At 55.4% G+C, this 12,534-nt stretch carries 10 protein-coding genes; 7 read left to right on the forward strand and 3 right to left on the reverse strand.

All coding sequences use genetic code 11. The features are described 5' to 3' along the window. Window positions 1-3: 3 nt before the first annotated feature. On the reverse strand, window positions 4-1,104 hold the full coding sequence (locus tag CULFRC11_RS07555; protein WP_023636007.1) for a branched-chain amino acid aminotransferase: 1,101 nt from the start codon (window positions 1,102-1,104) through the stop codon (window positions 4-6). A gap of 107 nt (window positions 1,105-1,211) precedes the next feature. Here CULFRC11_RS07555 and CULFRC11_RS07560 point away from each other — a divergent pair, with 107 nt between their 5' ends. Next, entirely contained in the window at window positions 1,212-2,729 is a 1,518-nt protein-coding gene (locus CULFRC11_RS07560) for a leucyl aminopeptidase (protein WP_023636008.1), read from the forward strand. Window positions 2,730-2,841: 112 nt separating this feature from the next. Here the strand turns inward: CULFRC11_RS07560 and CULFRC11_RS07565 are convergent, their stop codons facing one another. Further along, on the reverse strand, window positions 2,842-3,237 hold the full coding sequence (locus tag CULFRC11_RS07565) for a hypothetical protein (RefSeq protein WP_013911907.1): 396 nt from the start codon (window positions 3,235-3,237) through the stop codon (window positions 2,842-2,844). Window positions 3,238-3,364: 127 nt separating this feature from the next. Here CULFRC11_RS07565 and sucB point away from each other — a divergent pair, with 127 nt between their 5' ends. The 4 genes from sucB to gcvH all read left to right on the forward strand — a co-directional run bounded on the left by sucB (window position 3,365) and on the right by gcvH (window position 9,926). Then, window positions 3,365-5,014 (forward strand): 2-oxoglutarate dehydrogenase, E2 component, dihydrolipoamide succinyltransferase, encoded by a 1,650-nt coding sequence (gene sucB, locus CULFRC11_RS07570; protein WP_038620675.1) that lies wholly within the window; start codon window positions 3,365-3,367, stop codon window positions 5,012-5,014. Between the two features lie 375 nt (window positions 5,015-5,389). After that, a complete protein-coding gene (gcvP, locus tag CULFRC11_RS07580; RefSeq protein ID WP_038620677.1) occupies window positions 5,390-8,245 on the forward strand; it encodes an aminomethyl-transferring glycine dehydrogenase in 2,856 nt (951 codons plus the stop codon). Window positions 8,246-8,341: 96 nt separating this feature from the next. After that, entirely contained in the window at window positions 8,342-9,475 is a 1,134-nt protein-coding gene (gene gcvT / locus CULFRC11_RS07585) for a glycine cleavage system aminomethyltransferase GcvT (protein WP_023636012.1), read from the forward strand. 64 nt (window positions 9,476-9,539) lie between these two features. Next, the gene (gcvH, locus tag CULFRC11_RS07590) at window positions 9,540-9,926 is read left to right on the forward strand and encodes a glycine cleavage system protein GcvH (protein ID WP_023636013.1); all 387 of its coding nucleotides are present in this window, start codon (window positions 9,540-9,542) and stop codon (window positions 9,924-9,926) included. Between the two features lie 81 nt (window positions 9,927-10,007). Here gcvH and CULFRC11_RS07595 read toward each other — a convergent pair whose 3' ends face one another. Beyond that, the gene (locus CULFRC11_RS07595; protein ID WP_031270449.1) at window positions 10,008-10,469 is read right to left on the reverse strand and encodes a VOC family protein; all 462 of its coding nucleotides are present in this window, start codon (window positions 10,467-10,469) and stop codon (window positions 10,008-10,010) included. A gap of 96 nt (window positions 10,470-10,565) precedes the next feature. On the opposite strand from CULFRC11_RS07595, the gene lipB reads away from it, so the two are divergent. Beyond that, entirely contained in the window at window positions 10,566-11,336 is a 771-nt protein-coding gene (lipB, locus tag CULFRC11_RS07600; RefSeq protein WP_038620680.1) for a lipoyl(octanoyl) transferase LipB, read from the forward strand. 98 nt (window positions 11,337-11,434) lie between these two features. Continuing rightward, window positions 11,435-12,481, forward strand: a complete 1,047-nt coding sequence (gene lipA / locus CULFRC11_RS07605) for a lipoyl synthase (RefSeq protein ID WP_014836628.1) — start codon at window positions 11,435-11,437, stop codon at window positions 12,479-12,481. Window positions 12,482-12,534 lie beyond the last annotated feature (53 nt).

Below are 12,534 nucleotides of genomic sequence, written 5' to 3' on the forward strand. Positions count from 1 at the left end.
AACCTATATCAGAGTATGCATCCACTCATGGGGGTCATCCACTGTGCCACGCTGAATGCCTGTGAGTATGTCACGTAGCTTCATGGTGATATCACCAGCGACATTATGGTTGACTTCAAAGTCACCATGGTTTGACTTAACAAAGCCCACGGGAGTGATCACCGCAGCAGTGCCGCAAGCAAAAGCCTCTCGCATGGAGCCGTTTGTGGCCGTTTCCTGCCATTCTTCCGTAGAGATAAGACGCTCTTCTGTGGTGTACCCCAGGTCGCGAGCGATCTGTAGGAGGGAATCACGCGTGATTCCCGGCAAGAGTGAGCCAGAGAGCTGAGGGGTAACGATGTGAGGAGCGGATTCCTCACCCATGACAAAGAAGAGGTTCATTCCGCCCATTTCTTCGATGTAACGATGTTCGTGAGCATCCAGCCACACCACTTGGTCGCAGCCTTTATCTGCAGCCTGGGCTTGAGCCACCAGAGATGCCGCATAGTTGCCCGCGAACTTTGCAGCGCCTGTACCGCCGGGGCAAGCACGAACATAGTCCTCGGAGAGCCACACCGATACCGGTTTAATGCCACCCGAAAAATACGCGCCGGCTGGCGAAGCAATCACCACGTAGCGGTACGAGCTAGAAGGATGCACCCCGAGTGTTGCCTCAGTAGCGATCATAAATGGTCGCAGGTACAGAGCTTCCTCACCTCCGGCTGCTGGTACCCAGTCCTGATCAATGTCTACGAGCTGACGCAGCGACTCAACAAACACTTCCGTGGGGAGTTCTGGCATAGCCATACGCTCTGCGGAACGCTGGAATCGAACAGCGTTGGCCTCCGGCCTGAAGGTCTTAATCGTTCCATCGGCATGACGGTACGCTTTGATGCCCTCAAAAATTGCTTGACCGTAATGCAAGACACTGGTGGCAGGATCGAGAGTAAGCGGCGCATAAGGGACGACCTGTGCGTCATGCCACCCCTGATCGGCGTCCCAATCAATGGTCACCATGTGATCGGTGAAGTGCTTACCAAAACCTGGATTAGCAAGGATATCCGCAAGTTCTTCGGCGGAAGTCGGAGATTCGGTTTTATGGATGCTGAAGTTGAGAGACGTCATGACCCAAAGGTACACCCCACATTGATCTGCTCAATTGGATAGTCTGATAAATAACGTTTTCCACGCGGTCTTAAAGGCCTCGTTACCAACTTTTGGAGGTACTAACTTTGAGCACTCAGTTTTCACTTGCATCTCGTGGCTCTGCGACAGAACTTGCGCTCGCCAAGAAGCTTCCCGACGACACAACTGCCCTTGTAGTTGCGCTCTTCGCCGGCGAGGATGGACTGGAGTTTGCTGCGACCGGTCTTTTTGATGACGATTTAGAAGTGGCAATCTGGGAGCTCTTTAGCGCTGTTGGTGCAACTGGAAAGGCAGGAGAAGTCCATCGCGTCCCTTCTATCGAGGGTATTGAAGTGGACTTCATCGTCGGTGTTGGGCTTGGAGACAACGACAAGCTCGACGACGAGGCTCTGCGCCGTGCCGCTGGCACCGCAGCTCGTTCCTTGGTCGGAGTGGACTCCGTAGCAACGACTCTCGGGGCTTTTGGCCTGCGTGCAGCCGTGGAAGGTTTTGCGCTGGGTGCTTATGACTACAAGGGCATCCGTTCTAAGTCCGCAGAAGCTGTCGCCGCCAAGAAGCCGGTAGGCAAGGTTACCTTCTTGTCACTGGGCGATAAGAAAACCGCCAAGGTGGAGTTCCAGGCAGCACAGATCACGGCAGAATCTGTCATGTTCGCCCGCGATTTGGTCAACGCGCCGTCTTCTCACCTCTACCCCGAGTCCTACGCTGAGATCATCAAGAAGGAAGCAGAAGGCCACGGCATCGACGTGGAGATCCTCGATGAAAAGAAACTCGAAAAATTAGGCTTCGGAGGCATCCTTGCAGTCGGCAACGGTTCCGCACGCAAACCGCGCCTTGTACGGCTCACCTGGGATCCCAAGAAAGCCAAGAAGAGCGTTGCGCTGGTGGGAAAGGGAATCACCTTTGACACCGGTGGAATTTCGCTCAAGCCTGGCGCTGGCATGGATGACATGATCTCCGACATGGGCGGTTCCGCTGCGGTTGTGGCAACCGTCATCGGCGCAGCCCGCCTGGACCTCAAAGTGAAGATCACAGCGACGATCCCACTCGCAGAAAATATGCCCAGCGGGGATGCTTACCGACCAGGCGACGTTATCACTCATTACGGCGGAATTACCTCGGAGATCCTCAACACCGATGCAGAGGGTCGTCTTGTGCTTTCCGACGCCATCGCGCGGGCCTGCGAGGACAAACCCGACTACCTAATCGATACTGCGACGCTCACCGGCGCACAGCTCGTAGCTCTTGGCGACCGCACAGCTGGTGTCATGGGCTCTGACGCTTTCCGTGACCGCATCGCAGAAATCGGCCGTTCCGTCGGCGAGCAGGCCTGGGCCATGCCACTTCCAGAAGAACTCGGTGAAGCAATTAAGTCCCCTGTTGCAGATATCCGCAACATCACCAAGTCACGCTCTGGCGGCATGCTAGCCGCCGGATGGTACCTCAGCCATTTTGTTGCAGAAGGTATCGACTGGGCCCACGTAGACATTGCCGGCCCGGCATACAACAGCGCAGGGGTGTATGGCTACACCCCGAAGCGTGCAACAGGTGTGCCGGTGCGCACCTTCCTAGCGGCTCTTGCAGAAATTTCTGAGGAAAAGTAGCTCACATATTCCGCTGATGGTCGAGGCAGTAGCCTGGCCGTCAGCGGATTTTTCCTTCCCCTGAACAGTGGATTCTTGGGCTCAAGAGGGGACGTCGACACGCTATAAACGGCTAAGACTTGGTGTCGTTGTCTTTTTCAAACTGTGCGCGTCTGAGGCGTTGTTCTTCGCGTTTACGCAAAATCCTGTCACGCTCGATTTTTTCCCGCATCCTTTGCGGATACCCGGTTTCTTCTACGTCATAGACGGGAATCCCTAGTTCTTTTGCTACGACGTCGATGCCCTTAGGCCCACCAATCCTACGTCGGGTGAAATCGCCCGTGATATCCACAAGCACTATCGACATCTCATTGACAATGGTCTCAGGCTCAACAAAACCCTCAACCACTGCGCGCGACTCGCTCCACTGTTTAAGGTAGAGCAAATCTTTTTCGCGAACAGTGTCGCCCGGTCCTCGAGGCGGTTTGATGTTAGATCTGGGGGTCTTTCGTCCGAAAAAATTGAACACAGAAGTTAATTGTAGGGGCAAAATCTACAGAGAATTCCCCCTTAACATCACATCTGTTTGGGTTAGGCGGTACGCTCGTTAGGTATTAGCTTTTTGATCTACACGACTTTCGAGGAGTCTAAACATTATGGCGCACTCCGTTGAAATGCCTGAGCTGGGCGAATCCGTCACTGAGGGAACAATTACTCAGTGGCTCAAGTCTGTCGGCGACACCGTCGCAGTCGACGAGCCGTTGCTCGAGGTTTCCACTGACAAGGTTGACACCGAGGTTCCTTCCCCAGTTGCGGGCGTTCTGTTGGAGGTTCGCTTCGACGAAGATGACACCGTTGATGTCGGCGAGGTTATCGCCATCATCGGTGAGGAAGGCGAGGCTCCTGCAGCAAGCGATTCCGCTGAGAAGAAGGAAGAGCCAAAGGCAGAGGCACCAGCCGAAGAAGAGCCTGCTAAGGCAGCACCCAAGGGATCCGGCTCCTCCACCGACGTGGTCATGCCAGAACTCGGCGAATCCGTCACCGAAGGAACAATCACCCAGTGGCTCAAGTCTGTCGGCGACACCGTCGACGTTGACGAACCACTCCTAGAAGTCTCCACCGACAAGGTCGACACCGAAGTCCCTTCCCCAGTGGCAGGAACCATCCTAGAAGTCCTCTTCAACGAAGACGACACCGTTGACGTCGGCGAGGTCATCGTCCGCATCGGCGAACCAGGCTCCGAACCAGAAGCCAAGGAAGAGCCAAAGGAAGAAGCACCCAAGGCAGAAGAACCAGCCAAGGAAGCTCCCAAGGCTAAGGAAGCACCTGCTAAGGAAGCTGCAAAGCCAGTTAATAACCAGAATGTTCCTTACGTGACCCCGTTGGTCCGTAAGCTTGCCAACAAGCATGGCGTTGATCTCAATAAGGTCGAAGGAACTGGTGTTGGCGGTCGCATCCGTAAGCAGGACGTCCTTGCCGCAGCTGGTCAAGGATCTGAGCCAGTTGCAGCAGCAGCTCCTGCTGCCGCAGCTAAGGATCCTCGCGCTAACTGGTCTACCAAGAGCGTTGATCCTGCAAAGGCAGAGCTCATTGGTACCACCAAGAAGGTCAACCGCATCCGCGAGATTACGGCCAAGAAGATGGTTGAGGCACTGCAGATTTCTGCACAGCTCACGCACCTTCAAGAGGTCGATATGACCAACGTTGCAACGCTGCGCAAGGAAAATAAGCCGGCGTTCATCGAAAAGTATGGCGCTAACCTGACCTACCTGCCATTCTTTGTTAAGGCCGTGGTTGAAGCTCTGGTTCTGCACCCGAACGTAAACGCGTCTTACAACGCTGCAACCAAGGAAATCACCTACCACTCTGACGTCAATGTGGCGATCGCAGTGGACACCGAGCGTGGTCTGCTTACTCCTGTGATTCACAAGGCTCAGGAGCTTACGCTGCCAGAAATCGCCCAGGCTATTGCTGACCTGGCTGATCGCGCCCGTAACAATAAGCTGAAGCCAAATGATCTCTCCGGCGCAACCTTCACCGTAACCAACATTGGCTCCGAAGGTGCTCTGGCAGATACACCAATCTTGGTTCCGCCACAGGTCGGTATCTTGGGTACTGCTGCAATCCAGAAGCGCCCCGTAGTGATCACTGAAAACGGTTCGGACGCCATCGCGATTCGCCAGATGTGCTACATCCCGTTCTCCTATGACCACCAGATCGTAGACGGTGCTGACGCAGGTCGCTTCACCGCAACGATTAAGGATCGTTTGGAAAAGGCTAAGTTCCAGGACGACCTCAATCTCTAGGATAAATCTCTAGAGCACCAGCTGTTCTGCTGGTATTCAGGCTGCAGCCCGACTCTCTTCTTCTAAGGAGTCGGGCTGCAGCCTTTTCTCAATCTCCTGCGAACAAAATGTCGTTTTTGAGAACGCTAGAAATGGCAATCTGCAGTTTTTCTGGGCATCTAAGGCCTAGCGTTCTCAAAAACGACATCCAGAGCGAACTAGTAGCGAGATCCATGGTTAATGCCTTCGGCTGCGCCCCCACCTCACGGCTATCCTCGATTAATTTCACAGAAATTTTATGCATTCTCTTTCTCAATGCGTATCCAAAGCCACTATTTCATCCATATAATGGCGAACATCACTAGCCATCCTTCACCCAAGGAGAAGTTGAAGACTATGACGATATCCTCGCCCTCTGCAAGCTACGTGAGCCGACACATCGGCCCCAACGAAACTGAGAGGGCGGCGATGCTCAAACGCGTCGGATACGCCTCCCTCGAGGAGCTATTAGACGCGGCAGTTCCCTCCGGGATTAGATCCCACGATCTTCCTGAGCCCACGCACCCGCTGTCGGAGGAAGAAGCCCTGGCCAAGCTGCGCAAGTACGCAGATCAGAATGTGGTTCTCAAATCATTCTTCGGCCAGGGTTTTTATGACACTCTCACGCCCTCAGTGATTCGGCGAAATGTTGTAGAAAACCCCGCCTGGTATACCGCGTATACCCCTTATCAACCCGAGATTTCACAGGGACGTCTAGAGGCGCTGCTTAACTTCCAGACTTTGGTCAGCGAGCTCACAGGACTCCCAGTGGCCAACGCCTCGCTGCTCGATGAGGCCACCGCAGTCGCTGAAGCCGTCGGATTAATGGCGCGCACCAATAAGAAGGGCCACAGAGTGCTTCTCGACGCCCGCCTGCATCCCCAGGTCCTCTCTGTTGCAGCCGAGCGCGCACGTGCCATCGACGTGGAGGTTGAAATCGCCGATGTCACATCGGGGCTCGTCGGAGACAGCTTGGTGGGCGTAGTCATCGCATACCCGGGTACGGAAGGCGACATCGCCGATATTCGCCCTATCATCGCTGATATTCATGCACGTGGTGGACTTGCCGCTGTGTCCACAGATCTCCTCGCGCTCACTCTCCTGGAGTCCCCCGGCGCGATGGATGCAGATATCGCTGTGGGGTCTTCCCAGCGCTTTGGTGTTCCGTTGTTCTTTGGTGGCCCTCATGCCGCTTTTATGGCGGTATCTGACAAGTTCAAGCGGCAGCTGCCAGGCCGAATTGTCGGTGTCTCTGTGGATGCTGAGGGGCATCCGGCTTATAGGTTGGCCTTGCAGACCAGGGAGCAGCATATCCGTCGGGAGCGCGCCACCAGTAACATTTGTACCGCTCAGGCTCTGCTAGCAGTGTGTGCCTCAATGTACGCAGTCTGGCATGGCCCCGAGGGGCTCAAGGCCATCGCTCGCCGTGTCCATGGACATGCCTCCACATTTGCTGCGGCATTAGACAACGAGTCTGCATTGGAGGTCGTGCATAAAGACTTCTTTGATACTGTCACCGTTCGTGTTCCGGGGCGGGCTCAAGAGATCACCGATGCTCTGGCGGAATCTGGCTACTTGGTGCGCCCTATCGGAGCCGATCTGGTAAGCGTTGCTTTTGGTGAGTCGGCGACTGCGGAGGACGTCGACAAGCTAGCAGCGGCTTTTGGTGCAAGCGTTGCGGAGGAATCCTATAACGACTTCCCAGAATGGGCAGTACGCAGCGACGAGCCTATTACTCACCCGATCTTTAGTTCTGTGCATTCGGAGACGCAGATGCTGCGTTATCTTCGCGCTTTGTCGGACAAGGATCTTGCCCTCGATCGTTCGATGATTCCGCTGGGCTCCTGCACGATGAAGCTCAACCCGACCACGGGCATGGAGCCCATCACGTGGCCGGAGTTTGCAAACATTCATCCCTTTGCCCCAGAGTCTCAGACCCGAGGCTGGCGAGCCTTGATTGATGAGCTTGAGGGATGGCTTGCAGATATCACCGGCTACGCCCGGGTGTCGGTTCAGCCCAATGCCGGATCCCAGGGAGAGCTGGCTGGTTTGTTGGCGATTCGTCGTTACCACCAATCTCGTGGCGATAATCAACGCGATATCATTCTGATTCCGCAGTCGGCTCATGGGACAAACGCGGCGTCGGCGACTCTGGCTAATCTTCGGGTGGCTGTTGTTGCTACGGCTACGGATGGTTCCATTGATGTTGATGATCTCGATGCAAAGCTCGCCAAGCATGAGGGACACGTGGCCGGCATCATGATCACCTACCCGTCCACGCATGGTGTTTTTGAAGATACCGTGACTGCCGTGTGCGAGAAGGTTCACGCAGCAGGTGGCCAGGTCTACATCGATGGAGCAAATCTCAATGCGCTAGCCGGCGTAGCTCAGCCAGGAAAGTTCGGAGGCGACGTTAGCCACCTCAACCTGCACAAAACCTTCACGATTCCCCACGGGGGCGGCGGCCCGGGTGTCGGCCCTGTGGCCGTAGCAGAGCACCTCGTGCCTTTCTTGCCCACGGATCCGCTGGATTCTGACGCTGCAATTCCGTGTCCTACCGGCACAGGGGTTCCCATGGTTTCCGCGCAGTTTGGTTCGGCCGGTGTCCTCCCGATTTCGTGGTCTTATATTGCGATGATGGGCGGCGCAGGACTGCGTGAGGCCACTGCCTCGGCGATTCTTGGAGCAAACTACCTGGCGCGGTCGTTAAAGGATGCGTTCCCCATCCTTTACACCGGTGACAATGACTTGGTGGCTCATGAGTGCATCCTCGATCTGCGTCCCATTACTGACCAAACAGGGGTCACAGCTGCAGACGTGGCTAAGCGCTTGATGGATTATGGCTTCCACGCGCCCACCTTGTCCTTCCCTGTCGCGGGGACGTTGATGGTGGAACCCACTGAGTCTGAAGATAAGGGCGAGCTCGACCGCTTCATTGAGGCGTTACTTGCTATTCGCGCAGAGATTCAGCAGATTGCTGACGGCGCTATCGAGTATGAAGAATCCGTGCTGCATCATGCACCGTTTACTTCTTACTCCATCGCTAGAGACAACTGGGACTACTTGTTTAGCCGCACTCAAGCTGCCTATCCGGTGGCCTCGCTGCGAGTCAACAAGTATTTCCCATCCGTTCGTCGTCTCGATGAGGCTTATGGCGATAGGAACTTCGCATGCTCCTGCCCGCCACCTGAGGCTTTTAATTTCGAGGATTAGCCTCGGTTCACGTTTGCGTGGCGTGATGTCTTCGGAGTCACGCCACGCAAACCAGTAGCTTGCTCACATATTTTTCGATGAAAGGACCTAACGCATATGGCTTCCGAACTTCGTACGTCACCCCTGCATAGCCGTCACCAGGATTTAGGGGCTGCTTTTACGCCCTTTGGCGATTGGAATATGCCGCTGAAGTATGGTTCTGAGCTTGAAGAACACCACGCAGTGCGTAAAGCATGCGGACTCTTCGATCTGTCCCATATGGGAGAGATTCGGGTGAGCGGCCCACAAGCCGGGGATTTCCTTGATTACGCGCTGATCTCCCAGTTTTCTGCCATCGCCATTAATAAAGCGAAATATTCAATGATCGTCGCTGAGGATGGCGGCATCATTGATGACCTCATTACGTATCGCTTGGCTGATGATGAATTTTTGGTTGTTCCCAATGCAGGAAATGCAGCGGTCGTGGCTGAAGAGCTCCATGCGCGGGCCGCGGGATTCCAGGTCACCGTCACGGATGAATCTGCAGAAACAGCCCTCATTGCAGTTCAGGGCCCCAACGCTCAGGCGCTGCTGCTTTCGCTTGTCGACGCAAACGCGGATGCAGATACCGCACGCCTGATATCCACCATGCGCTACTACGCATGCGGCAACGCTGTTATAGCTGGATTCCCTGTACTCCTGGCCCGGACCGGATACACCGGCGAAGACGGATTCGAACTCTATATCTCCAACGACAAGGCTCCTGCGTTGTGGGATGCGATGTATCAAGCTGGCCAGGATGAGCGCTACGCGCTTGTCCCATGTGGGCTTGCGTCTAGGGACTCGCTGCGTCTTGAGGCCGGAATGCCGCTCTATGGCAACGAGCTCTCCCGCGAGCTGAGCCCCATGGATGCGGGGCTGGGCATGCTGGTGAGTAAGAAAAAAGAAGGCGACTTTGTGGGAAAAGAGGCCTTAAGTGCTCCTAGCACCCATACAAAAGTGCTCGTTGGATTGGCCTCCGCGGAACGTCGTGCTGCACGACACGGCGCAGATATTCTCGACTCCGACGGAAACGTTGTAGGAACCGTGACCTCCGGGCAACCCTCGCCAACGCTGGGGCATCCCATTGCACTGGCGTATGTGGAAAAAGACCTCAGTGAGGTTGGCACAGAGCTCACCGCAGATATCAGAGGGAAAAAATATCCCTTCACGGTAGTTTCTTTGCCGTTTTACTCCCGCCAGAAAGACTAAACCGATAGACTCCACAATGATCTATACGAGTCGTTTCGCATTCTAGAAAGGTAGAACCAAACCTATGTCTCTTCCTGAGAGCTTCTCCTACTCCGAAGACCACGAATGGATCGACGCAGCTGCTGATTCCGCCGCCGGGACGACTGTCAAAGTGGGTATCACCTCGGTGGCAGCTGACCGCTTGGGCGAAGTGGTCTTTGCCGAGCTGCCCCAGGTTGGCGACTCCGTAGAGGCCGGTGAAACATGTGGCGAGGTCGAGTCCACCAAGAGTGTCTCCGACCTGTACTCTCCTGTCACAGGGACAGTAACCGCCGTCAACGACGCAGTCCACGACGATTACTCCATTATCAATAACGATCCTTTCGGCGACGGCTGGCTCTTTGAGGTAGAAGTTGAGTCCGTCGGAAAGCTCCTCACCGCCGCCGAATACGCGGAAGCTAACGGGGTCTAAATACCTCCTTGTACGCTCCACGCTCACAGCAGTGCCACCATGGCGCAATCCATGGTGACACTGCTGTGTTTTGTCCCAGTTCTAGGAGAAAGTTTCTGACCAGCGTGCAGCCTCTGCTGCGTCTTCTTCTCTTTGTTGGGTAAAAATAATCCGGTGGCCGTCTGGATCTGTAACGGCAAGATCCCTGCTAAACCACTGGGTATCGTGGGGCTTTCCCACTTCAGCGCACCCGCTGGCAGCAGCCTCTAAGCACAAGGCCAGCTCATCGAGGTCTTCTCCATGAGTAGAAAAAGTAACCTGAATGGTTGCAGGTGTTGCGCTGTGTGCCTTAGGTTCCGTGTTTTCTTGCAAGACCAGCAGCAAATCCTGGTTTCTTAGCCTGCGCAAATGGACAACCATCGGGTTGCCCTGCGGGTCGGGGACGGTGGCCAGAGTGATAAAACCGGCAGCGTGGAAAAAGGCTTCACTCCGTTGAAAATCTTGAACGGCAAGGGTGACAAACATTGGCATGGGATAGATATCCCGATCTGGTGTAATACTCATGGCTTTTACAGTGAATGATTGCCCTAACGTCAACGCAAATGCGCCAAGACTTCACGCGTTTTCTAGCGACAGCGCCTCAGGCGTATCCTCAGTGCCATGACTGCGCCTCGTGATCCCTTCTTCCCCGCCGACCAATCCATCCGTGCCTCTACCCAGCCCGTAGAGATCCGTCACCTTGGCGTGATGGATTATCAAGAAGCATGGGACTACCAGGCTGCTCTGGCCAAGCAACGCGCAGCCGATGAGGTTGGCGACGTACTTTTAGTCCTGGAGCACCCCAGCGTTTATACCGCAGGAAAGCGGACTCAGCCGGAGGATCGCCCCACCAACGGACTGCCTGTTATTGATGTCGATCGAGGTGGTCGTATTACCTGGCATGGCCCGGGCCAGCTGGTGATATATCCGATTATGAAACTCGCAGACCCCATCGACGTCGTCGATTATGTGCGTCGCGTCGAGGAAGCTCTCATCCAGGTTGTGCGCCAACGCGGCATTAGCCAGGCCGGGCGTATCGACGGACGCTCCGGAGTGTGGGTTCCCGGCGCGTGCGATGCCGATCACCGTAAGATAGCCGCTTTGGGCATCCGGATCACCCGTGGAGTGACGATGCATGGTTTAGCACTGAATTGCTCTAACACCCTTGAGTACTACCAGCACATCATCCCTTGTGGAATCTCCGATGCGGGAGTGACCACCCTTTCCCAGGAGCTAGGGGAAGACGTCACAGTCGAATCCATAACACAACCGCTTATCCAGGCACTGCTGGACGCGTTCTCTGGCAAGCTGACCGTCGCAGACCACACGTTTGCTTCTGCGCCAGATCCCACCAAGGGACTTCCCAGGACTGTGCACAACGACACACATTAAAAATGTATTGCCTCACCCCCCGCCCCATTTTCCCTGTTTAACCCCCATTGCGTGAGCGCTTTTCGACGTGCACCTGTAGCACGAGTAGTGTGCATAGGGTGACTACAGCACCCGAAGGACGCAGAATGCTCCGAGTTGAGGCCCGCAACTCGCAGACCCCCATCGAGAGCAAACCACGCTGGATCCGCACTGCGGTAAAAACTGGCCCCGAGTACCAGGACATGAAGAAAAAAGTGTCCGGGGCCAGCCTGCATACCGTGTGTCAGGAGGCCGGTTGTCCCAACATCCATGAGTGTTGGGAGTCTCGTGAGGCAACCTTCCTGATCGGTGGCGCCAATTGCTCGCGCCGCTGTGATTTCTGCCAGATTAACTCCGCAAAGCCGGAGCCCCTCGACCGCGATGAGCCGCGTCGAGTTGCGGAATCTGTGCGTGAAATGAATCTGAACTACTCCACCATCACGGGAGTGACCCGCGATGACTTAGAGGATGAGGGCGCTTGGCTCTACGCCGAGGTGGTCCGCAAGATCCACGAACTCAACCCGCACACAGGCGTGGAGAATCTCACCCCAGATTTCTCGGGCAAGCCTGATCTTTTGCAAGAAGTCTTTGAGGCTCGCCCCGAAGTGTTTGCGCATAACTTGGAGACTGTCCCTCGTATCTTCAAGCGTATCCGCCCCGCGTTCCGGTATGAGCGTTCCCTGGACGTCATCCGTCAAGCGCGCGACTTTGGTCTGGTGACCAAATCCAACCTGATTCTTGGCATGGGCGAAACGGTCGAAGAAATTCGGGAAGCCCTCACAGACCTGCATTCTGCCGGCTGTGACATCATCACCATCACCCAGTACCTGCGACCTGGCCCGATGTACCATCCCATCGAGCGCTGGGTAAAGCCAGAGGAATTCATCGAGCACGCTGATTTTGCGCGCGAGCTAGGGTTCGGAGCAGTCATGTCCGGGCCACTCGTTCGCTCCTCCTACCGAGCAGGCAAGCTCTATTCCGAAGCTCTTGCCGCCCGTGGGGAAACACTCCCAGAAAACCTTGCGCACCTGGCGCAGACATCTGCGGGAACCACAGCTCAAGAGGCTTCCACGCTTCTAGACAAATACGGCCCCTCGCAGGAGACACCGGTCGTTTCTTCCCGGTAACGGAAAATTGAATTGCTCCCCACTATCTGGATTCTGATTTTTCAGTCCGATAG

This window comes from Corynebacterium ulcerans (assembly GCF_000767685.1).
Lineage (GTDB): Bacteria > Actinomycetota > Actinomycetes > Mycobacteriales > Mycobacteriaceae > Corynebacterium > Corynebacterium ulcerans.

Bases quoted from the DNA above. Each gene is read 5' to 3' on its own strand.
- lipB (WP_038620680.1), top strand. From the start codon at position 10,566: ATGACTGCGCCTCGTGATCCCTTCTTCCCCGCCGACCAATCCATCCGT.
- gcvT (WP_023636012.1), top strand. From the start codon at position 8,342: ATGGCTTCCGAACTTCGTACGTCACCCCTGCATAGCCGTCACCAGGAT.
- CULFRC11_RS07555 (WP_023636007.1), bottom strand. From the start codon at position 1,104: ATGACGTCTCTCAACTTCAGCATCCATAAAACCGAATCTCCGACTTCC.
- sucB (WP_038620675.1), top strand. From the start codon at position 3,365: ATGGCGCACTCCGTTGAAATGCCTGAGCTGGGCGAATCCGTCACTGAG.
- gcvH (WP_023636013.1), top strand. From the start codon at position 9,540: ATGTCTCTTCCTGAGAGCTTCTCCTACTCCGAAGACCACGAATGGATC.
- CULFRC11_RS07595 (WP_031270449.1), bottom strand. From the start codon at position 10,469: ATGAGTATTACACCAGATCGGGATATCTATCCCATGCCAATGTTTGTC.
- gcvP (WP_038620677.1), top strand. From the start codon at position 5,390: ATGACGATATCCTCGCCCTCTGCAAGCTACGTGAGCCGACACATCGGC.